The organism is Anatilimnocola aquadivae, assembly GCF_049819085.1.
GTDB lineage: Bacteria > Planctomycetota > Planctomycetia > Pirellulales > Pirellulaceae > Anatilimnocola.
Genome location: NZ_CP187419.1, coordinates 2,172,593 through 2,192,139 on the forward strand (window position 1 = coordinate 2,172,593; position 19,547 = coordinate 2,192,139).

The following is a 19,547-nucleotide window of genomic DNA, read 5'->3' on the forward strand; positions in this document are numbered from 1 at the left end:
GGCTTTTTCGTGCGCGTATAGAATGGGGCGCATGGAATTCAAAGTCGCCGAACTGCTAGTGACCCACCGTCAACCATTCCCCTGGTGGGTAATGTTTCTGGCGACCCTGTTGATGTTGATTGCGCTGTGGGCAATATCTGGAGTGCTCATCGTGGAGTATTTGCGATGGATAAGCCTTAACCGGCGCGATCAGCATGTGAGCACGTTCGCTACCTCGACACACGTATGACCAGCCGCGCACCACTCATCGTCGCCGTTGTCTTGCTGCTCCTGCTGGTGCTGTACGTGGGGAGTTACTTGGCGCTGGTTGTGCCTGGAGGCTTCTACCGGACACACAGTGGTCGCGGGTACCACTACCGCACATTCGACTACTGTCGGCTGGGAGGGGAATGGTCGAACCGCGTCTACTTTCCTTTGCACCTGATCGACAGAAAGGTGCGACCGGGAGCGTGGGACCAACAACTGGGCATGCCACCCGTGGTTCGATTGGGACCACCACCCACCCCGTGACCAGACTAGTCACGCAAAACCGGACACTACCCAATTTCCCGGTAGTGGTTCACTTTGAAAATTCGCTCGCCGGCTGACCCGTGGTAGAATTCGGGCATGAATCCGTGCCCAACCTGCGGCGGAGAATACAGAGTCACCGAAGCAGGACTAACCCTGATTTTTGAATGCCCGAATTGTGGCCGCCTTTGGGCTACGACAAACATACGGGCGTTTGATAGGCTTCCAAAGATGCCACCCGACAACGAACACAATCCCGACCCGAACGTGAACGCGGCCAAGATCGTCGCGCAGTCAACCGAGACTCAGGAGCCAGCAACCGGCGACGTAGAAACCGCCTGGCTGGCATGGTCTGGTCACATTCAGAACGTGGACGAACGCGGCATGACGCTGTTGCGGGCCGCGTTTGAGGCAGGGTACGAGGCTGGTGCCAGCAAAGAGTAGATTTCCCACTTTGCGGGGGTACAATAAGAAAGCCCCGAGTTTGCCGCTCGGGGCTTTTCTGATCCCCAGTCGAGGACCACCTGTTCTGCTATGTGCATGGTATGGCTCTCGGCTCTCGCCGTCAAATGGAGTCCTGCCGATGCGGTATGTAGCAATTTTGATTTCTCTTGCGCTTAGCTTCGTGTGCATGGTTGCAACTGCTCAGGAACGAAAGGACGCGTTATTCATTGGCAATGACGGCGAGCTAGATGTGGTCGTAAGTGTGCGATCAACTCGTCCTGGTGCTAGAGCAGGTGAGATGTCGGTGTTTCCCGGTGAGCGCCGCAGAATTTTGGTTTCGTCGCTCACGAATTACAACATCCGAATCAAGGTGTTCACCCCTGGTGGTGGTTGGATAGAATTAGGTGCGGATGACATTCCACTGCATGACCTTGCGGCGGCCGACTCTGCAAGGCTTCCAATGGTTCTTCAGCAATGGCGAGTTTCTGACGGTGTGAATGTTGCAGACGTGCCGGGATATCCGCCTTTTTCGACCGTGAACGTGATCGGTGGAAATGGGAAAGCTAGTTTTGATATTGGGCTTGTTGGCTACAAGCCGAAACGACCGCCTGTCATTCCTTAGGATGATTTAATATGTCGCTTCATGATGAAATTCTGGCAGAATTAAAGGCACGAAAGTATCGCGCGTCGATAAATCAGGATTATCACGAATGCTTTGTCTGGGGCTATGGCTGGGCAGATCGTGGCTTGAAGATTGTGCTTGGCTTGGTGGCGTGTGTCAGTTTTATGCTATCTGCGTATGATTACGGAGCAAAGCACGCCGGCAATACAATCCAAACACCGGACGTCGCTAAGTCGGCAGACAGCGTCGCGTGGTGGGGGGTGGCGTTTGGTCTGTTTTCTTTGGTCGTTGCAGTTGGGCTGAACATTTCGCCTCTTGATCGCAACGAACAACATCATGCAAAGATACTCGCACGATGGAACGAGCTTTACAAAGATGTGTCAAACGCAATGCTGAGACTTAAATTTGCTGACGAATCGGCACTGGCTGCGATCAAGGACCGACTGCCTGATTTCTTGGAAAGACAAAGCAATATCGAGATGGATGAGCCGCCGATTTGGCGGTGGGTGATGGATTATGCGCAATGCAATGAAAACGAACGCAATTTTGGCGTTCGTGGAGACAAAGAGGCGGAAGCGGTAAGGGCATCGCGCGCCGCCTAAGTTTCCTCCAGGTGCACTACTTCCACTACAATTTCATCCGCAAGCATCTGACCCTGAAAACCACCCCAGCCGTTGCCGCTGGCATCGCCAACCGCGCATTCACGTTGCTGGACTTGGTACAAATGGTGGAAACGGAAGAGAAGAAGCTTGGCGAACGGCTGACGAAATATCTGCCAGCAGATTCCAAAAGCAAAGGAAAGTAACGTGGATTTTTCGTTCGTGATCTTGGAGGAATTTCCTGAAGAGCCCAATACCTCTTTGCAAGCGGACGAGGTTGGTTACCGCCATTTCGTTTCAAAAACAGGAGCAGGTCATAAAAGCAGGCTGGCAATCGGAAGCCTGATGCGCATTCTGGAGCCGTGGGCGATGCTTAAGGAATTCGACTCAATCGGTGATCGAAGTCCTAAAATCCAACACCACATTTGCGATATCGAATACCAGTCGGACAACGGGTGCAAACTTGGCTGGAAACGCGGACATTGGCGACTTCCCGAAAACCTGCCTGGATGGGCGCGTCGTACTGCCGAAGTCGTAAAGATTGAAGGGATGCAGCTTTGGGAAATCGCAGGAGAGAAATCGATTGTTGAACGAGTTTGGTTCCCAGAAAGCGGTCAAGTTTATCCGCCTTCTTACCTCCCTGAGATTTGTTCACCCACTGATCCTACCTACATTACCACGGAGTTTGAGCAACTCTTTGAGCAAAAGCGTTTCAATTGGTTTTGGCTCTACTTTTGTGGCGCAATTTCAAAGTGAACCACTACCAATTTCCCAGGAAATTTGAATTGGATCGCTAAATCGCTAAGATGCTGAGTCGCAGCGATCCGCCGAGCATTCGTGCTCTATCTGTTCGAGCAGCCATTTCAACGCTGCACTTGGCGTGGTAATTCGCTGGCCGTTCCTCAAGCATGCCTGTTGCCGATCTAGATGTGCTGCAATCCGACGTGCAACGGTCGATTGCGGCGGCGTAAGTTTCATATCGATGTGCACAGTGAATTCAGAGGGCGGCATCGGCGCGATCGGTACCTCTACAAGGATTTCCGTTACCGTTTTGACCGTCGCTGGTGGAGGTTCTGCGGGCGCTTCCAACTTTGTGGGTCCGAGCTGCATCATCTTCGATAGCGGATCCTGTTGCGGTGGGCTGGGTTGTAAATCTGCTGATTTGTGGACTTTCGCCATGGTCGGTGTTCCTTACCATCGATTGCGATCGCGGCCAGTATCTTCCAGCGTCGCGACGAACTGCGTTTGAGGGACCTGCTCTGCCGTCGGCGGTGCCGCCGGCGAGAGGACGGAGATGCGACGCATTGATCGAGCGACAATCGCCCCATACGTGGCATCCAAATAGTGATTTGCTTTCGGGGATTTGTGCCATCCGATCTTCATACCGCGGCCGGGCACGAACTTCGATCCCCACGTCTCGGCCAGCAAATGCTTCGAGTAATTGAGATGAGCCGTCAGGTTTTTGCGGCCTTCGACGCGTGGCGGGCTGAATAGCATTAAAGAGCCAGGCTGCCCGGGCTCCAAGAGCAGGCCCTCGTGAACTTTGAGTTTCCAGTGATCGGCGTTCATGATTGCCGTGGGAAATCCGCTGCCAAAGCTGATTCGCCAGTTGTCGCCGACGATGATCTTGTCGGTCAACATTGGAGCTCGGTACGGCGATTCGCCCTTTGAGGGAATGAACGCATGGAAGCCGACCTGCGCACAGAAGTGGTGGACGGGTTGGATGTTCCAGGTTTCTTCCTTCCACCCGGTATCGATCAGCGTCAGGTCAGGCACCATCTCATCGTTCGTGCCCTCTTCCAGGAAGGGGACAGACTGCATGGCTTCGTGCCATGCAAAGAGCCCCTCGAGGATGAGCAGCTCGCAGTCGGCAGCCGCACGTCCCTCAGTAAGAAATGGGTAGAAGTCGTAGTCGACAATGCAGCCAGCGCCCTGTTCATTCCAGGCAATCGCCACCCAGTGGATACCCAGCTTCTGGATGTCGCCGCCGACCGTGATGCACACTGTGCCAGCGGGAACGATTCTCTTCTCGAGGCCGCTGAGGCAATTGTTCTGGATGTGGTAGGCCGTCAGGACGAGACGCTGCGTTGCCTCTTCCGCCGGCGGATCGTTGTCGTATTCGGTGGAAACCGCCTCTTGTCCCAGCCGCGCGACACGCGAGTAATAGAATTCGAGCGCAGTGCTTTCGGCCGGTGTGAACCGGTTGGGATTGGCGACTACGGCGCCGGCGTTCATCACTTCAAAAGTGGCGAGATAGAACTCGTGGGCCTTGTTGGTTCGCTGTACCCAGTCCGCTTGCTTGAGCGAAATGAACTCTTGCCAGAGGTCAACGCGATCTGGCGGTTTTACGAGAAATCGAAACCGCTTTGGTTTCCAGCTGGGCTTCTGATCAGGATCCGTGAACTTATACGATACGCAGGTTCGGTTCTGGACGGTCGACAGCATCACGCGACCGATATTCCGCTTCTGGCTGCCGAGGGCCGCAATGCCACGGTCAATCTTCTCCTCGAGCTTCTTGGCCTGCTCTTCACTGCGTGCCGAATCCTCGGTATCGGGATCGTCGATTACCGCCACGTCTGGCCGACGCCCCTTTTTATTCAACCCGCGCAGGGCGGACTCCAAGCCATGTGCGGCGATGATCGCGCCAGCAGATGCAGAGCCGGGGACCTTCGGGAGATAGATCTGCTGTCCGCACCACGAGAAGCTGCTCGGCGAAGGATCGTACGGCTTGCCGTTGTCATGCCGTTTGCCAACGACAAGTTGATAGTGGGCTCGGTTGGGCGTGTTTTCCAGGGCCCGGACCGGGATGCAGACCTCGGGATAGTCGGCACAAATCCGATCGTTGTTCTCAATCTCCATCTGGATGGATTCGAGCGAGTCTTGCGCAGCACTGCCGGTCGCCGCGAAGAGAACGGCGAAACGAATAATGCCCTGTAATGTGTATTTTAGAATCATGCGTTGACAGTAAGTTGTTTTGCCCTCACCGCGGCTGGCAGCGATCGATTGATCTTCGCCGCGCGTGATTGCGTGGCGAATCGCCGCGATCATTTCCTTCTGCTGTTCGGTGAATTCGTAGGTAAACGGATTCTCGGAGCCACTGTCTTCACCGAAATACCAGAGCAGCCAGGCTTCATCGTCGGCCTCGAGGCGTTTCCGTCGCTCAAGGTCAGCGCAGGGCGGAACGACGACCGTTTTGCCGGCGGCGCGTGCTTCTCGTTTGCGGCTGGCATCACGCGTACGCTCCGCGACGTTTCCAACACCTGGCACGGATTCGACCTGCTGCAGCAACTGCCGCAGTTTCTTGGCTTTGGTTCGAAGTTCAGGAACCTTCTCCACATCACTCTCGCCCGTCTGAGGATTTGCATGGTTGGAACGCTTTCGACTGATCTAACTTTTAGCCCGGAAGAACCTGCGGAATTCCCGCGCGCAGCGTCAAAACATCGCTTGATGTTCTTCCGCCCGCATGGCTCATGTGTGTCTGTCGAAAGATGATCTTCCCAACCCAGCAAATCGGAGACGTACGATGTCCGCGAAGAAGTCGAAATCGAAGAGCAGCAAGTCGACCAAGGCAAAGCCCGCCGCAGCGAAGAAAGTCGCCAAGGCGAAGCCAGCAGCTGCAGTGGTACCAGCCGAGGTCGCATCGCCGGTACTGCCGACGGGAAACTGCCCCAAGGGCGGCGACCATGAATGGTCTGAGGAGAACGGCGAACGCTTCTGCAGCAAATGTAAAGAGCCGGAAGGCAAAACGGCAAAGGCCGCTGAAAAGCCAAGCCGCGAGGGCAAGCAGAAGAAGGTCAGCGCGATCGACGCCGCTGCCCAGCTGCTCGCCGAGGTTGGCATGCCGATGAACTGTGTCGAGATGATCGAGGCCATGGCCACGAAGGGCCTGTGGGCAAGCCCGGGCGGCAAGACGCCGCACGCGACGCTCTACAGCGCGATCATTCGAGAGATTGGCCTGAAGGGGAACGAGGCTCGATTCGTAAAAGCCGAACGCGGCCGGTTTACGATCAAAGCGTAGTACGGTCGGCAACGATCCCGCCCACGACGCCCCACGTTTCGCACGTCGGGGCGTTTTCTCGTTTGTGGGCACAATGGCGACTGCTCGTGGATTTTCGCCACAGCGGGCCACTGGTCGCGACCGGCTGCGCGATTCTGCTGACCGGCTATTGATGTTTTCGCGTTTTCCTGGCTCATATGTCGTGTCAGCAGACGACTTCACGCACTCCCTGGATAACCAGCCATGGCCATGAACAAGAACAGCCTTCGCGACCGATTTAGACAGATGGACGCACAGCGCTACCAAGAGATACGCGACGCCTACTACAAGGCCGTGGAAGGACTGCAACGACTGGCGTCGGCATTGGAAGCTGCCGATGCCGAGGAGACCGGGCCAGATATCAATCTGCTGCTCGCCGAACATCTGCTGGCCAGCCAAGCCATCGAGATCATGAATCAAAGTGGCCTGGGAAAGATTCTTTAGGTTCATGCGGCCACCTCGGCGGCCGTGATCCGCTCTGCTTTCCGTCCCGTGAATTTCTCCCAGCGCTGCACGATGACGTCGCAGTAAAGGACGTCGAGTTCCATCAGGAAGGCGCGCCGGCCGGTCTGCTCCGCACCCATCAGCGTGCTGCCGGATCCGCCAAAGAGGTCGAGCACGTTATCGCGCGGTTTCGACGAATACTGCATCGCGCGGGCCGCTAGTTCGACTGGCTTCTCGGTCAGATGCACCATCGATTGCGGGTTGACCTTCTTCACCTGCCAGAGATCGCGGGCATTGCTGGGCCCGTGGAACTGATGTGCGGCTCCTTCCTTCCAGCCGTAGAAGGCGAGCTCGAAGCAACCCATGAAGTCCTTGCGCGTCAGGACCGGATGCAATTTGTCCCAGACGATGCCTTGCGAGAAGTACATTCCGCAGGCCTTCAGCACTGGCGGGTAATTGCCGAGGTTGGCGTAGCCGCCCCAGATGTAGAACGATCCGCCAGGCACTAGCACGCGCGACATGTTGCCGAACCAGGCTGTGAGCAGAGTATCGAACTCGCCGTCGGTAACGAAGTCGTTGGCCAGCGGTCGATCTTTCGCGCGCAGCTTCTTCTGCGTGGGCTTGGCCTTCGACGGATCTCGCGCGACGTCCAGCTGTTGATGATGCTTCGGGCCAGCGAACGAGCTCAGGCCCGCAGCGATCGCGTTGTTGCTGCGGGGTTCCACCTTCACGTTGTAGGGCGGATCGCTGTTGACCAGATGGATGAGCTGGCCCTCAAGGAGTCGATCGAGATCTTCGGGTTTACTGCTGTCGCCGCACATCAGCCGATGATCGCCGAGGATCCAGATGTCGCCTGGCTTCGTGATCGCTTCATCGGGCGGCAGCGGCGCTTCATCCTGCACGATCTCCGCGGGTACCGCGTACTCGCAGCCCAGGTCCTGCGCGACGCCCTGCATCATCTCTTCGAGTTCGTCGCTCTCGATCGATACCAAGCGAAGCAGCGCGTCGAGTTGCGCTGGATCCGCTTCAGCCATGTCGCCAATGGGAGCGGCCAGCGTCAGAAGCTTGTCCGCTTCGACGTCGTTCAGATCCGTGATTGCGCACGGAATGTCGAACTCTCCGACCTCTTCGATTCGCATGTGGCCATCGATCAGCGTGAGAGCTCCCCCGTGCCGCTCGCTGTGGTAGACGAGCGAAACGCCGGCAAAACCGATCTCGTCAAGCACGGCCCGAAAGGCCTTACGTTGCTTGGCGGGATGTTTGCGCCAGTTGTAGGGATGAGGCTTAAGCTCTCGGGTTGAAATTGTTCGCTGTTCCGTGATTCTGTTTTTGATGTTCATGTTGCCTGACCTACGGTTTTCGTGGGTATGGCAACGGCAAGCTCGTTGTCGTATCAAGGGCGGCCGGCGTGCTAGTAACACGACGGCCGTCCGACTCTTAAACGCTGGGGTGACCGGTGGCTTGCAGAGCCTCGGTCACCCTTTTTTCATTTGGTAGTGGCGGGCACTCGGGGTGCACGACCGCTGCCTCCTCCGTGGTTCTTGTGGGCGCGAGCGAGATGATCCAAACGCGATTTCCCCGCGTGCGGATCCGCATGAATTGCAGGCCCAGTTGAATGCACAGCAACTCGAGTACTTCGAGCCAACTCTCCGCGTCGCTGCGATTGCGATGTTCGTGATGGTTCACGAACTCCACCCAAGTGCAGTGGTGCAACAGTGCTTCACCAATCGCTTTGAGCATGAGGCCGATCGTCCGGCCCGTACCTCGAAGTGGATCGTCCAAAGGTCACTTCCTTTCGTTAGGTTCGCTTCTTTGCGATCTTGTCGATTTGCCAGAATCCATCACCGCCGCCGGGAATCGTTGCGGAGATCTCGACGGAATACTTCTGTCCGGACGTGATCCCGAGATTGCTAGGCAGAACTCCTCGGTAGGCACCGCTCGCAAAGTTCGGCATCGGAATGGCGTTTCCGTTCGCGACGACAGCACCGGCCAAAGTCTTGACGGTCACTGTGACCGTCGCATCGTCCCGCAACTCCCCTCCGTTAACGTTCACATCGAACAACTCAACGGTTGCGGTGTTCCCAGGGTGCAGATCTTCGCATTCGCAATGACTCACGGTTGGATCTCCACAGTGCCTGAGATAGTTGGTCGAATCGCTACCTGGCCGTTGATCGTGTCGCTGAACTCAACGTTGCCGCTGATCGCGTCATAGAGCCGCACGCGGCCGAAGATTGTGCCTGTTTCAATGTTTTGAACCGGCGAATACAGCGTGAACGTCAAAACCAACGGGCTTACCGTCGACACCTTACGCGACGTCGGCGCGAGCGCTGCCAGCGACAACACGGCGGGCGATACCGTCGTGACGAAGGTCCCCGCTGGCGGCATCGCAGTGAGCGTGAATGTCAGCGGTGCAACTGTCGTGCGCTTCAGCGATGTTGGCTCGAGAGTCGTGAATGCCAGGGACGCTATGCCGGCCGTGGTGACCTTGCGCGATGATGGCGCGAGCGGAGCCAGGCCAAAAGCAACTGGGGCGATTGTCGTGCGGTGCTGCGAGCCTGGGGCGAGCGCCGTCAACGTGAGAACGATCGGGTCGAGAGTCGTGACGATGCTGCCGGTGTCTGGGGGCAACGCAGTCAACACGAGCTGCACCGAATCGAGCGTGGTCAGCTTGCGCGACGTCGGAGCCAGGGCGGTGAATGCCAGCGCTGCCGGGTCAACGGTTGACACCTTGCGGCTGGCCGGCGTGAGCGTTGTTAGCGTGAAAGCGAGCGGCGAAACGGTTGTGATCTTCTGCGACGTCGGTGTAAGCGGCGCAAGCGTGAGGGTTGCCGGCGAAACCGTCGAGACTTTTCCCGAAGTTGGAGGCAGTGCTGACAGCGTCAACGTCAACGGTGGAACCGACGACGTCTTGCGTGACGTCGGCGCAAGCGGGGTGAGCGCCAGTGTCGTTGCTGGGATTGTCGATAACTTCCGTGAGGTTGGCGCTAGCGGAGTGAGGGTGAGTGTGATCGGGTCAACCGTGGTTTCGATTGGGCTGCTGCCGGTTCCGCCCTGCGTGCTGGTCGAGATCGTGAAACTGGTTTGATGACCGATGGACGAGCCGGCTTGCTGCTCCATCGAGAAGCCGCCGGTGTCGTAGTTGGACGTGCCAGTGAAGGTGAGCGGATTGCCCTGCCAGACGGGAGCACCCGAGGCCGTGACGTACAGGCCAGCGATCGGGATGGAAGAGGAGACGGTATAGGCGTTGATCGCGGTGTCGTCGTCGTCCCACTCGAAGGGAGCACCCCACGAGCCGAACCCGAGGAACTCGATACCAAAGGAGCCGTCGTTCGGCTGAGGGTAGGTGGTGTCCGGCGTGCAGGTGAAGATGAGCGGGAAGCCACCGCCGCCTGACGAACCGGGCGTGGTGTAAAGATAGCCGTAAGAGCCGTCAGTGCCTGAATCGTTGTAGGTCGGGTCGGGCATGTCGACGTACCCGAAGCCGTCGAGCGTGACCAGGCAGTACGTGCCGAAGTCATAGAGGTTGTACTCGACGCCGTTGGTCAGGCCCCAGCTGGTCAGGATTCCCTCGATGCCAGCAGCGTCGCGTGTCGCGGCGTTGGTGCTGGTGTAGCTGCCGTTCTGCGAAGTCCAGTCGATGGAAAAGGCACCATCGGTGTGGGTGCCGTACTCGACGTACCACTGCTCGACGCTCGGTGAGGCGTCGTTCCCGCCCATGGAGGTGAGCGACATCGAGATGACGGATCGAACCTTGATCGGGATGGTCTCGGTGATCGTCATCTGCGGGTGGTTGATGCCCGCGAGCGCGCCTTGGAACGTCACGCGGAAGCCGACGTCTTGATTGCCGGAGTAGGCCGCATAGCCGGTGCAGTCTTCCTGCAGGATCGAGACCGAGACGTTGCCGGAGCCGATGTTCGAGAGGGCTTCCAGGGCAGACTCTACGGCCGTGGTCAGAGTCGAGCCGCCCGCAGCGAGGGTCATCGAGCCGATCGTGGTCGTAGTCTCGCCGTCGAAGTTGATCTCGATCTCGCCGTCGATCAACTCTGCTAAGGGGGCCGGGACGTTCACCGACGCCATCACCGCCGTCAGATTGAAGTCCTGAACTTCGTCCGCCATGTTGCCTATGCCGCTGGTGTGATGTGGTGAGCATTAATCGCGTTCTCGATCGCCCCGCCCAACGTCTCGTCGGTGATGCTCGAACCGCCCGAAATAAAGTCTGGCTGGTCGACAACCACGTGCGACATTCGCTCTCCCCAGATTTGAGGAGCGGCCATGGCGTTCCGTGCCCACGCGAGGCGATTCGCATGGTTCGCGACGTTACCAGCCTCGCCCATGATGTACCTCGCGTACTTTGTCACCGCTGCGGTGCATCGCGAGATAAGTGAGACACGGACCAATTGCTGGTCAGCGAAATTCAGTGCCATTTCAGGCTACCTTTTGAAGAATGAGTGAGAATCCGGCGCACGCGAGACTAGCCAGCTTTGATCAAACCCTCGGCATTCCACTGCACGACGAAGTCGCTGCCGTCTGGCGTCTTGGGGGTGGCGTATTCGAGATACCCGATTACGGGCGAGTCGGCATCGTTTGTGACGTGCCTGTACATCACCCAGCCGGCTAGCGAGCGTGTGCCAGCTCCCAACGCGGTAAGAGTCACGTCTGCGGCGTCAAACTCAGCTTCATCGCCGGTGTCGTCTTCATTCACGACTTCGCTGGCGAGTGCGGGGCGGGAATAGTTCGCGCCGTTGAACTCGTCAAGCGTGCCAATGTCGCCTACATAAACGATGTCGTCGTTATCAGTGTCGGCAGTCGTATTCGACATGACGCCGATCAAGCGAATGTCATCGCTCGACGCCAGGTAGTCGCGAAGTAGCTGCTGCTTCCACTCGTTGAATAAATGACTCGCCATAGATTTCTCCTTTAGCGCCCACGAATGAGCGGCTGCAAAACGTAGTTCTGTCCTCGGTAGCCCCACTCCCAACGGCAACGCCGAAAGCTGAGCCGATCGTGCTCGCGCTGCAATCGACGGTGATCGGTCCGCCGCTCCTGGCGTTCGTTGCTTGCGAGCGTCGCGGCAAACTGCTGCAGGCGCTTGCGAGCCTTCAGGAGTTCGACGCGAAGTTTCCGTTGATCTGTGCGAAGGGCCATCTCACTTGATCCCCAGAAGTGAGAGCAGCCATTCGATAAGGCCGACTCTTGGTGTCGGCCAGCTAGGTTCTGGCGGAGGTGGAGGTGGCGGCTTGACCGGAGCAGGTGATTCAGGCTTCGCTGCGCCATACAACGCACAAAAGTAAAGAGCGCCATTCACGTCGCTGGCCGCGCCAAAGCCCGCGCTGAGATATCCAGCGTTCAGCATGTTGCGGCGGTGGCCGGCGCTGGACATCCAGTCAATAACGCATTCCTTTGCCGTGCGCTGCCCCCAGGCGATGTTCTCTGCCATTGCCGAGCTAGGGTACGGGCCGGCAGCGCGAATGCGATCGTCGAATTGGCTTCGTCCTTCACCCGTGTGACTCATGCGACGGTTGTCGGCCATCCACTCAGCATGCTTTTGTGCGGCGATTTGCAACGTGGGATGAACACCCAGCGCGACAACGCCGTAGCGGTCTCGCTGTTCGTTTGTCACTTTCAGAAGATCATCGTGAATGGTCATGAGCTACTTCCTTGAGATCCCTACCACGTCGCTGCTTCCTCGCGCATTGCTCGCGTAAGAGATGCTGCGATGGCTGGCCGTTGGTTGTTTGGGGAGCAGCTGCACCAGTGGATTCAGCAGGTAGTCACCCCAGCCAGTCAGTACGCAGAAGTTCCTATCGAAGTCGCCGCAGTGATGGCCATCGTGATACGCGGGCGTGATGCATAGCCCCACGCGCTGGAGCGCCCGAATGGCTAGCGGCGGATTGGGAACGTGAACGTAGTAATGCGGCACCTGGGCAAGCACAAGGAACGAACCCATTGCGAGGATGAGGCTTGATTCGAGCCACGCGCCAACGAGCATGAACGGGACACCAGCGAACATCGGCTGCCAGTCGAAGGATTTCATCGACTGCGGATCTTCGTGGTGAATGCGGAAGTACTCGACCTGGTGCTTGAGGTTCCAGCCGCGGTCGGTCATCACGTGGTAGATGCCAGTGAGCAGATCGACGACGGCCAAGGCGATCAGCACCAACATCGCGCTGAAAAGGAAGGGGATCATGGCTTCTGCTGCTCCTGTGTCTGATCTTGCAGCGCCTTCTTCAGGATCAGGCCGTTGGCAGTGTCCTTGATGTCGTGAACAGCGCCGCGCATCGACTTCATATTTTCGAACAGCATGCCTCGCATCTCGGACAGCTCTTGATCATGGCGCTGCCTGACGGCCGATTGCTCGGCGGAGAATGAATGTCTGGCCGCGTTCTGCTCTTGAATGAACGTCTGCCTAAGCGACTCAACCAGCGAGTTGTAGTGCTGATGCGTCTTCTCTTGCTCAGTTGAAAATGCCGTGCGGATTGCGGCCTGTTCTTGGGTAAAGGCAAGCCTCATCGCGGCTTGTTCAGCGGCGAACGAGGCGAGCATTGCCGGCGTCCGCGTGCGAACGTCGTAAACCACGTACCACACAAGCACAGCACCAGTGCCCACAGTACCGATTAGCGCTCCCACCCCCGAATCAACACCAGGGATCGCCTGAGCTGCAGACTGCGCGAACAGCACCACCGTCGAGAAAAGCCCGACCGGGTAGAACAGATTGCTGATGCCGTTTGTAAAAGACATTACCGAAAGCCTTCATTCCAAAAACTCAATGCGGCATAGGCTGCCCCAATGATCGCGATCGCGAAACCTGTAACCGTCAAGCAAATGCCGATGAACGTGTGACTCATCGAAATAGGCTTCCAAACCAATTCAGCGCGGCATACATCAGTCCGCAGACGGTAACCCCAGTTCCAACCAGAGCGACCACAAACCCCCACCACATGCTGAGCTCCGTCACGCCTTTGAAAGCGCTGTACGCGCCGGCAAAGGCGAGAGCGAGTCCGATCAGCATGTGGATCTTGTTGCTGTGCATGGGTACTTCTTACCGGCGACGAAAGCGGAATCGGACGCCACCGCCAATACTGCAGTTGCCGTTTGCACAACCACCCGAACTGAACGTGGTAAGCACTTGCTTGACCGGCGCCGGCTGCGGAGTCGGTGGATCGACGGGCATCATCATTCCCGTGAGCCGCTGGACCTTTGCTGGCTTTGACGGATGAGAGACTGGCAACTGCGGCTTGGGCGCCAACGGAGAATCGATGGGTAGGACTTGGGACTGAGACGGAACGAAGCCCGAGAGATTCTCGCCACCAAAAGACACCGGCTGAGTTCCACTAGCCTTGTTGCCTGGCGGTAGGCTAAGCCTGTTGTTCCATTGGGCAACTTCGTGAGCCTTGAGAACGCGTCCGTCGCTGAGTGTTACCTTGTCGCCAGCAAAGTCGGCAAAGAAAAAGCCGTCCACCTTCAAGTCGACTGGCACAACACCGCCCCAGCCAAATGTATTTGCAGGAAGCGGACCTCTCTTCCAGCCGCAGCCGCAGTCTTCGCAGGTGCAATTCGATTCAGTCGACGTCGGCAGTGCGGCACCAGGGCCAGGATCGTTGCCCACCTTCCCGTCGCCACCACACGCTGGACAAGGAACTGAGACCACGCCATCGCCGAGCCTTCCCTTGCCGTTGCAGTTCGAACAAATGCCGGGCTTGACCGGCGTGTCTGGGATCACGTTTGGCGCTTGCAGTTGCTGCGCGGCGGCGAGCGCTGACCATTTGGCGGTGTAATCTTCCTGCGAGCCAAGGGCATCAGCGGAACAGCCGGCCAGCGGAATGAGGCACATGGCCCCAAGTAACAAAGAGATCAAACCTCGCATCGAACACCTCACTTACTTAGAACTCAGAACTTGAAAATCGCAAACTGCGGTCGTCTACTGCCGCAAGCCAGCCCATTGCTGGACTGGCTCTTGGCGTTCGCAGAAAGGTTTGCGGTTTACTTTGGCGGGAAGTGCGACTCATCAACGTCCAGCAGCGGCACGGTCTGCCCAGCCAGTTCGTGTGTGCAGTCACCAAGGAACTGAACAAGGCCATCGTTTACGAACGTGTGGCAAACGATCGGCTTGTTCTCGTGGCCACTACGGGTCAGGATGCTCGGCTTCAAGGTCGGGCTGTCTACGCTTCCGTTCCACGTCCAGTTGCCGGTGCCTGCTCGTGTGCCACCGATCATCACGGGGATAATCCGCGTCGGGATCGGTCCCGGCATGTTCAGCATCACGTGCGTTGCCTCTGCGGCCTCGCAGAACGTGTAGCCGGTGTCGGTGATCTTGAGTGGCTGAGCTTTCATTGGTTACCCGAGTGGTTATCCGAAGTACGAGAAACCGTAGTTCGGCAGCTTCTTGCGCGGCCAGCCATTCACTGAGCTGAAGGCAACCAGATAGCAGCGACTCGCGAGCGTTGCCTTGGCCCAATAGGCGCCTTCAGGAATGTCGATGTTCGTGCCCCAGATCCTGCGCGGGCCGCTATTCCACTTGCCCCAGCTGTTCAGCCAGAGATGAAGCGGGCAGCCGTACTTATTAATTGTGTCGGGCCGATAGTCCGCACCGATCATGGACTGGCTGTGAGCCCAGCTGCCGCGCTGCTCGCTGAAGCCGTCTTCATTACGAGTAGATGAGAATCCCAGGCTCGAGCAGTTGTTGACGCCGTAACCGTTCGCGAGAAAATCTCGCACCTGTTCGTGTCCGCTCAACTCGGTCGACGTGCGAACTTGATGCAGCTTGGCAACCGCGTTGACCTCGGCCGGCGTATCACGGCCGCCCCAGCGAGCGCCGATCGACGAGTTGTACTTCGTCAGATCGAGATTCAGATCGGGGTAGTTCTGGCGGATCATCAAGCCGCCTGCCGTCGTGACGTAGCGAGCTAGCCGCGAGCAGTCCGCACCTTGGCCGCCGTGCCCGCGGTAGCCGTAGATGACCTCGGTTGAGAGTACGCCCTGCGAGATGCCTTCGGGCGAAATGTCGAATGCACCTTCGACCTTGCCGGTCACTTCGTCTGGCTTGGCCAAGTCGATCTCGACGCCAAGCGTGACGAGACACGCGTTCTTTGTGCCCCACGAAACGCAGTCGCCAGTCGTCTGCCCAGGACCTGGCCAGCAGCCGGGCCAGATCTTCATTGCCGAGAGGAACGGCAGAATCAGCAGGTCAGCGCCTGTTCCCTCGAGACCGAATGCTCGCGCAGCATCTTCACCCTTCGCCCACTTCATCGTGGCGCGGAACGCCGCGCGCTCGTCCTGATCCTCGTACGCGCCGGCATAGCCTTGCTCGTAAAGCTGCTGGACCTGCGCTGAGGTAAAGTCCGGGGAATTCGCGTAGCCAAAGACAGCATCTGGCGATTCAGGCCAGAACTTCATGCCGGCGGGAATGATCTTGGTACCCAAGTTAACCTCCGCATGCCCAGGCGATCGCATTCAGCGTCTCGACTGCGCGGGCTTGATTGAGGGCAACATCGTCATCGCCCAGGGATTGCTTCATCGCCGCATTGGCAGCCACCGAGAAACCAGGCAGCCCGCCTTTGAGCGAAGTTGACGGACCATAGATCGATTCGAACTTGGCGATGATCGCGACCAAGTCGCCATTCGTTTTCAGGCCGGCATGCGGGAGGATCGTTGCGAGGTCACGGAAGGCCCGGCCAACGGCCTTTGCCACGTCGGGCTTCGTGTCCGCGATCGTCTTTATCTGGACAACGATCGCTTGCATCTCGGCCGATGGAGCACCGGGAACCACCACAACTGGAGTTGGGCCAGGCACAGCGGGAGTTGTGATGCTGCCGGCCGCGATCAGGCTGACACCTACGCACAAGGCGGCAATGACGAGAAACCAGGAAGGGTTCTGATTCACGATTGCACCTCGCCAGCATGGGCCCAGAAATGTTCGAGGCACTGCTGCACGGCAGCGAGGCCTTCCTTGCACTTCACGCGTGCGAACCGGCGACGAACCACGCACAGCGCGGCGAACTCAGCGGCGTCTTGCGGGCTGATGTCTTCCATCGGGGGCACAGAAGGCGCGACCGGGGCGAACGGTGAAGGCGTGGCCGTCCGTGGCGTGGCTGACTTCTGCAGCCAGAACACTAGAGCGAACAGCAGCACCACGCCGACGATGCCAATGCCGCCGTAAAACGCGAGTTGCTGCACGACCTGGATGAGCTGAAACATCGACCGAACCCCCTGACATTGCCTGCTGACGTTGCGCGACCCCTGACACAAGCCCGTTACACAGCGGGCGGAAGCGCAGGAACCGGGCGGAACAGCCGGTCATAGACTTGTTCGATCACTGCGCTGGCACCGCTGAGGAAGGTGTTGCGGACGATCGGACGGATAGCGGGGCTAAGAAAGATCGCGAGAAGCCAGCCGATCCACGCCCATGGCCCGGTAAACGTGAGCAGGATGAGCTTCGCGGCGAACGAGTCGAACAGCATGCCGACCGCACTGAGAACCAGCGCCTTCTTCTGATCGCCAGAAATATTCAGAACACCGACCAACTGCATCACCGCTGGAATGAACTCGTCGCGAATGATCAGGAAATCATTGAAGCTGAGGCCATCAGCGAGCGTGCCGATCGCCACGTTGGCTTTGGCGACGAAGTCCGACAAGAGCTTTTGAATCTCGTCAGGAGTGAGATTCCCATCGGTCGCTACAACCGTGAGTCGCCCGACAGCGATCAGTTGCTTGAATTGCTCTTTGAGCCGAGTAAGAACGGGCACGGGGAAACCTCGTATGGTTTCGCTGCGTGCTGCATCAAATGGTTGAAAGAGACGAACGCACGCAACTGGGAAGTTGTACGTGCGCCCGTAAACCAGGCGCTATTTGAAACGGGAATATATCCCGAACACCAACTTGATAAACATACTCGATCGCAGTTTAAAAAGTCAAGCGCTGAATGAAAAAATCCTAGCCTCTTAATATCACTCTGTCGCTAGCTCCACTTATTATCCTAGAATTCACTCTTATTCAGCTTAGTTTTGTCAGTGACAGTATGTGTCACTGAGGTGCGCATCTCTATGATATTAAGAACAAAAACTTTGTTGACCTACGAGAATCCAGTGTTACAATCTGCGCGTTAGTAGCGTGGATGAGGGGTGATTCTAAAGCAATGGGGTAACAAATGTCACTACGTGAGATTCAACAGGGTCAGACTCTTGTAACTGTGTTTCTTCTTCCAGAGCCGTTGGAAGATGCGCCAGTTGACGGTGGCGAAGACGGTGGTGGAGATGATGGTGGCGACGACGGCGCTGGAAGTCCTGCACCTGCAGCTGCTGGCACGCGACTCGCGGAATCACTTGGCTTAATCGACCCATCAGGAAACACCGCGCATTCAGGATGGTTGGCCTATCGTGTCCTGGGCTTTAAGAAGGACCAGCTTTGGTGCGACAGCACAACGATTGTGGCCCTTGATCCAGGCCGCGTAGCTGACTTCACCGGTGAGACCAACTGCCCAGACATACCACCGGGCAAGTTAAAAACGATACGAATTCCTCGAACTGAAGCTATTCCTTTCGTAACCTTGGAGTATAGAGATTCGCTGCTATCATTTCTCGAGGATGAATCCGGCGACTTGCAGATTCTGGATAAGCCAACGCTTGATGCAAGACTAGAAGAAGCTTGGTGTGACGGCTCGCGTTGCTATGCGAGAATCTGGCTTGAGGGATCGTATAAAGGCAAGCACAAAACTGCTACCATCACTTTTAGCTACGACCCCTTGCAGAACAAGGTGTGTGTCGGTCACGGCACTTTTAAGAATGACTACATCCGTGTGAAGGACATCGAAACCTGCTGGTACATCGACCGCTCGGTGATTTGCGTGTCCGCTCGAGTGGAGTGGCGCCCAAATAACGACATTTATGCTGATCTCGAAGCATGCATTCCGCTGCTTAAATCAAGCATGGAGCCGCCTAAGACCGGCAGCTGCCGGTTCAATATCCCGAGCGGCGGAGTAGGATGCATATCTCCTATAACACATCAAGCATGCAAGCAGATCCCCAGTTCGAAGTTCAAAGCGGGTGATAGCTGCCACGAAGATGCAGGTTTCAGCGACGGCGATGGTTGCAACTGCAAATAGCAAATTGCCTGCGATGTCTGCGATGTAATGTCTCGCTACGGTTAAGCGTCATCACCGCAGCTCGCTTGATTTTGTAGGTTCCCTGCTCTCCGGCGAACTTTTCGGGAACCTCACTTTCGCGCCGATGGCCCGCCAGCACCATCGGCGTTTTTTCGGGCACCTGAAGAAGATCACCGGTACACGGTTGATATAAACTGTTTCCTCGCGTAACCGACGCTCGTAGTTCTGGCGTTTCTGTTTTGGCTGGTCCATTTTGGTCCCTCACTTCCATGCCACGGTTCTTACGCGGCTAAGTGTAACGGCAGGGTTTTGTTGCGAATGGGGTCACAGATTGTGACCTCCAACTGCAATTATTTGTCCTAAACTTCGGTCAATCCTTCGCGCATCTTCCGACGATTGTGCTCGTTGGCCTCATCTTTACCGTCGTCTTCTGAGCTGCATTCCTCCGTCGAGCCGTGCTCTTGATCGTCCTCGTAGCCCCACTCCCAAGTGGCGTCCGCGAACTCTCGCACGAAGTACCTCAGGCCACTTACGGGCGCCGCGGCCTCGATTTCATTCGTGACGGATTCGTCGCTGGGGCTGTCAACGATGTACCAGGTCAGTGCCTTGATGATGTAACGCATCTCGTGATCTCTCTCGTTTGTAACTGACTTGCAGAAAAGGAATTAGAAACGACCGACGCTAGCCGGACGGACTATATGTTTGGAGCCCGAGGCGGGGGTGGGAAACCATCTCGGCGCTTTCGCCGGGAAGGACCCAGATACCCCGGGGGGTAGGCTGCCAAGGTGGCAGTGCCAG

General features: G+C 57.4%; 28 protein-coding genes. 9 read left to right on the forward strand and 19 right to left on the reverse strand.

Features of this window, described 5'->3' with window-relative positions; genetic code table 11:
* The first annotated feature begins 225 nt into the window (after positions 1-225).
* From NA78x_RS08665 to NA78x_RS08690, 6 genes are all read left to right on the forward strand, one after another.
* The gene (locus NA78x_RS08665; RefSeq protein ID WP_425618040.1) at positions 226-510 is read left to right on the forward strand and encodes a hypothetical protein; all 285 of its coding nucleotides are present in this window, start codon (positions 226-228) and stop codon (positions 508-510) included.
* 228 nt (positions 511-738) lie between these two features.
* Positions 739-951 (forward strand): hypothetical protein, encoded by a 213-nt coding sequence (locus NA78x_RS08670; protein ID WP_425618041.1) that lies wholly within the window; start codon positions 739-741, stop codon positions 949-951.
* Positions 952-1,090: 139 nt separating this feature from the next.
* Positions 1,091-1,573, forward strand: a complete 483-nt coding sequence (locus NA78x_RS08675; RefSeq protein ID WP_425618042.1) for a hypothetical protein — start codon at positions 1,091-1,093, stop codon at positions 1,571-1,573.
* A gap of 11 nt (positions 1,574-1,584) precedes the next feature.
* A complete protein-coding gene (locus tag NA78x_RS08680; protein ID WP_425618043.1) occupies positions 1,585-2,175 on the forward strand; it encodes a hypothetical protein in 591 nt (196 codons plus the stop codon).
* A gap of 11 nt (positions 2,176-2,186) precedes the next feature.
* Positions 2,187-2,378: a hypothetical protein gene (locus tag NA78x_RS08685; RefSeq protein ID WP_425618044.1), complete on the forward strand. Its 192-nt coding sequence runs from the start codon at positions 2,187-2,189 to the stop codon at positions 2,376-2,378.
* 1 nt (position 2,379) lies between these two features.
* Positions 2,380-2,928 carry a hypothetical protein gene (locus tag NA78x_RS08690; protein ID WP_425618045.1) on the forward strand — a complete coding sequence of 183 codons (549 nt, stop codon included), beginning with the start codon at positions 2,380-2,382 and terminating at the stop codon, positions 2,926-2,928.
* Between the two features lie 45 nt (positions 2,929-2,973).
* Here the strand turns inward: NA78x_RS08690 and NA78x_RS08695 are convergent, their stop codons facing one another.
* Both NA78x_RS08695 and NA78x_RS08700 read right to left on the reverse strand, forming a co-directional pair.
* Positions 2,974-3,351 carry a hypothetical protein gene (locus tag NA78x_RS08695; protein WP_425618046.1) on the reverse strand — a complete coding sequence of 126 codons (378 nt, stop codon included), beginning with the start codon at positions 3,349-3,351 and terminating at the stop codon, positions 2,974-2,976.
* Positions 3,352-3,363: 12 nt separating this feature from the next.
* Positions 3,364-5,508, reverse strand: coding sequence for a terminase gpA endonuclease subunit (locus NA78x_RS08700; RefSeq protein ID WP_425618047.1), 2,145 nt, complete (start codon positions 5,506-5,508; stop codon positions 3,364-3,366).
* 187 nt (positions 5,509-5,695) lie between these two features.
* Here NA78x_RS08700 and NA78x_RS08705 point away from each other — a divergent pair, with 187 nt between their 5' ends.
* Together NA78x_RS08705 and NA78x_RS08710 are read left to right on the forward strand one after the other, a co-directional pair.
* Entirely contained in the window at positions 5,696-6,190 is a 495-nt protein-coding gene (locus NA78x_RS08705) for a winged helix-turn-helix domain-containing protein (protein WP_425618048.1), read from the forward strand.
* A gap of 222 nt (positions 6,191-6,412) precedes the next feature.
* On the forward strand, positions 6,413-6,652 hold the full coding sequence (locus tag NA78x_RS08710; RefSeq protein WP_425618049.1) for a hypothetical protein: 240 nt from the start codon (positions 6,413-6,415) through the stop codon (positions 6,650-6,652).
* A gap of 2 nt (positions 6,653-6,654) precedes the next feature.
* Here NA78x_RS08710 and NA78x_RS08715 read toward each other — a convergent pair whose 3' ends face one another.
* From NA78x_RS08715 to NA78x_RS08790, 16 genes are all read right to left on the reverse strand, one after another.
* Positions 6,655-7,992 (reverse strand): DNA modification methylase, encoded by a 1,338-nt coding sequence (locus tag NA78x_RS08715; RefSeq protein WP_425618050.1) that lies wholly within the window; start codon positions 7,990-7,992, stop codon positions 6,655-6,657.
* 97 nt (positions 7,993-8,089) lie between these two features.
* Positions 8,090-8,434, reverse strand: a complete 345-nt coding sequence (locus NA78x_RS08720; RefSeq protein WP_425618051.1) for a hypothetical protein — start codon at positions 8,432-8,434, stop codon at positions 8,090-8,092.
* Between the two features lie 16 nt (positions 8,435-8,450).
* Entirely contained in the window at positions 8,451-8,768 is a 318-nt protein-coding gene (locus NA78x_RS08725; protein ID WP_425618052.1) for a hypothetical protein, read from the reverse strand.
* A complete protein-coding gene (locus tag NA78x_RS08730) occupies positions 8,765-10,768 on the reverse strand; it encodes a hypothetical protein (protein ID WP_425618053.1) in 2,004 nt (667 codons plus the stop codon). Before NA78x_RS08730 ends, NA78x_RS08725 begins: the two co-directional genes overlap by 4 nt.
* Positions 10,769-10,773: 5 nt before the next feature.
* Entirely contained in the window at positions 10,774-11,076 is a 303-nt protein-coding gene (locus NA78x_RS08735; RefSeq protein WP_425618054.1) for a hypothetical protein, read from the reverse strand.
* A gap of 47 nt (positions 11,077-11,123) precedes the next feature.
* A complete protein-coding gene (locus tag NA78x_RS08740) occupies positions 11,124-11,558 on the reverse strand; it encodes a hypothetical protein (RefSeq protein WP_425618055.1) in 435 nt (144 codons plus the stop codon).
* An 11-nt stretch (positions 11,559-11,569) separates the two neighbouring features.
* Entirely contained in the window at positions 11,570-11,797 is a 228-nt protein-coding gene (locus NA78x_RS08745) for a hypothetical protein (protein ID WP_425618056.1), read from the reverse strand.
* A 1-nt stretch (position 11,798) separates the two neighbouring features.
* Positions 11,799-12,299 (reverse strand): CAP domain-containing protein, encoded by a 501-nt coding sequence (locus NA78x_RS08750; RefSeq protein ID WP_425618057.1) that lies wholly within the window; start codon positions 12,297-12,299, stop codon positions 11,799-11,801.
* 3 nt (positions 12,300-12,302) lie between these two features.
* Positions 12,303-12,839, reverse strand: coding sequence for a fatty acid desaturase CarF family protein (locus NA78x_RS08755; protein WP_425618058.1), 537 nt, complete (start codon positions 12,837-12,839; stop codon positions 12,303-12,305).
* Positions 12,836-13,390: a hypothetical protein gene (locus tag NA78x_RS08760; protein WP_425618059.1), complete on the reverse strand. Its 555-nt coding sequence runs from the start codon at positions 13,388-13,390 to the stop codon at positions 12,836-12,838. Before NA78x_RS08760 ends, NA78x_RS08755 begins: the two co-directional genes overlap by 4 nt.
* Positions 13,391-13,691: 301 nt before the next feature.
* Positions 13,692-14,516, reverse strand: a complete 825-nt coding sequence (locus NA78x_RS08765) for a hypothetical protein (protein ID WP_425618060.1) — start codon at positions 14,514-14,516, stop codon at positions 13,692-13,694.
* A gap of 116 nt (positions 14,517-14,632) precedes the next feature.
* Positions 14,633-14,983, reverse strand: coding sequence for a DUF6527 family protein (locus NA78x_RS08770; protein WP_425618061.1), 351 nt, complete (start codon positions 14,981-14,983; stop codon positions 14,633-14,635).
* A 15-nt stretch (positions 14,984-14,998) separates the two neighbouring features.
* Positions 14,999-16,072, reverse strand: coding sequence for a hypothetical protein (locus NA78x_RS08775; RefSeq protein ID WP_425618062.1), 1,074 nt, complete (start codon positions 16,070-16,072; stop codon positions 14,999-15,001).
* A gap of 1 nt (position 16,073) precedes the next feature.
* Positions 16,074-16,532, reverse strand: coding sequence for a hypothetical protein (locus NA78x_RS08780; RefSeq protein ID WP_425618063.1), 459 nt, complete (start codon positions 16,530-16,532; stop codon positions 16,074-16,076).
* Complete coding sequence (locus NA78x_RS08785; RefSeq protein ID WP_425618064.1) at positions 16,529-16,846, reverse strand: hypothetical protein; 318 nt, start codon at positions 16,844-16,846, stop codon at positions 16,529-16,531. The genes NA78x_RS08780 and NA78x_RS08785 overlap by 4 nt, the downstream gene beginning before the upstream one ends.
* 56 nt (positions 16,847-16,902) lie before the next feature.
* On the reverse strand, positions 16,903-17,394 hold the full coding sequence (locus NA78x_RS08790) for a hypothetical protein (RefSeq protein ID WP_425618065.1): 492 nt from the start codon (positions 17,392-17,394) through the stop codon (positions 16,903-16,905).
* A gap of 401 nt (positions 17,395-17,795) precedes the next feature.
* Here NA78x_RS08790 and NA78x_RS08795 point away from each other — a divergent pair, with 401 nt between their 5' ends.
* Entirely contained in the window at positions 17,796-18,749 is a 954-nt protein-coding gene (locus NA78x_RS08795) for a hypothetical protein (protein WP_425618066.1), read from the forward strand.
* A gap of 359 nt (positions 18,750-19,108) precedes the next feature.
* Here NA78x_RS08795 and NA78x_RS08800 read toward each other — a convergent pair whose 3' ends face one another.
* A complete protein-coding gene (locus NA78x_RS08800; RefSeq protein WP_425618067.1) occupies positions 19,109-19,372 on the reverse strand; it encodes a hypothetical protein in 264 nt (87 codons plus the stop codon).
* Between the last annotated feature and the right edge of the window lie 175 nt (positions 19,373-19,547).

Bases quoted from the DNA above. Each gene is read 5' to 3' on its own strand.
- NA78x_RS08665 (WP_425618040.1), top strand. From the start codon at position 226: ATGACCAGCCGCGCACCACTCATCGTCGCCGTTGTCTTGCTGCTCCTG.
- NA78x_RS08670 (WP_425618041.1), top strand. From the start codon at position 739: ATGCCACCCGACAACGAACACAATCCCGACCCGAACGTGAACGCGGCC.
- NA78x_RS08675 (WP_425618042.1), top strand. From the start codon at position 1,091: ATGCGGTATGTAGCAATTTTGATTTCTCTTGCGCTTAGCTTCGTGTGC.
- NA78x_RS08680 (WP_425618043.1), top strand. From the start codon at position 1,585: ATGTCGCTTCATGATGAAATTCTGGCAGAATTAAAGGCACGAAAGTAT.
- NA78x_RS08695 (WP_425618046.1), bottom strand. From the start codon at position 3,351: ATGGCGAAAGTCCACAAATCAGCAGATTTACAACCCAGCCCACCGCAA.
- NA78x_RS08705 (WP_425618048.1), top strand. From the start codon at position 5,696: ATGTCCGCGAAGAAGTCGAAATCGAAGAGCAGCAAGTCGACCAAGGCA.
- NA78x_RS08710 (WP_425618049.1), top strand. From the start codon at position 6,413: ATGGCCATGAACAAGAACAGCCTTCGCGACCGATTTAGACAGATGGAC.
- NA78x_RS08715 (WP_425618050.1), bottom strand. From the start codon at position 7,992: ATGAACATCAAAAACAGAATCACGGAACAGCGAACAATTTCAACCCGA.
- NA78x_RS08730 (WP_425618053.1), bottom strand. From the start codon at position 10,768: ATGGCGGACGAAGTTCAGGACTTCAATCTGACGGCGGTGATGGCGTCG.
- NA78x_RS08735 (WP_425618054.1), bottom strand. From the start codon at position 11,076: ATGGCACTGAATTTCGCTGACCAGCAATTGGTCCGTGTCTCACTTATC.
- NA78x_RS08740 (WP_425618055.1), bottom strand. From the start codon at position 11,558: ATGGCGAGTCATTTATTCAACGAGTGGAAGCAGCAGCTACTTCGCGAC.
- NA78x_RS08745 (WP_425618056.1), bottom strand. From the start codon at position 11,797: ATGGCCCTTCGCACAGATCAACGGAAACTTCGCGTCGAACTCCTGAAG.
- NA78x_RS08750 (WP_425618057.1), bottom strand. From the start codon at position 12,299: ATGACCATTCACGATGATCTTCTGAAAGTGACAAACGAACAGCGAGAC.
- NA78x_RS08755 (WP_425618058.1), bottom strand. From the start codon at position 12,839: ATGATCCCCTTCCTTTTCAGCGCGATGTTGGTGCTGATCGCCTTGGCC.
- NA78x_RS08760 (WP_425618059.1), bottom strand. From the start codon at position 13,390: ATGTCTTTTACAAACGGCATCAGCAATCTGTTCTACCCGGTCGGGCTT.
- NA78x_RS08765 (WP_425618060.1), bottom strand. From the start codon at position 14,516: ATGCGAGGTTTGATCTCTTTGTTACTTGGGGCCATGTGCCTCATTCCG.
- NA78x_RS08770 (WP_425618061.1), bottom strand. From the start codon at position 14,983: ATGAAAGCTCAGCCACTCAAGATCACCGACACCGGCTACACGTTCTGC.
- NA78x_RS08785 (WP_425618064.1), bottom strand. From the start codon at position 16,846: ATGTTTCAGCTCATCCAGGTCGTGCAGCAACTCGCGTTTTACGGCGGC.
- NA78x_RS08795 (WP_425618066.1), top strand. From the start codon at position 17,796: ATGTCACTACGTGAGATTCAACAGGGTCAGACTCTTGTAACTGTGTTT.
- NA78x_RS08800 (WP_425618067.1), bottom strand. From the start codon at position 19,372: ATGCGTTACATCATCAAGGCACTGACCTGGTACATCGTTGACAGCCCC.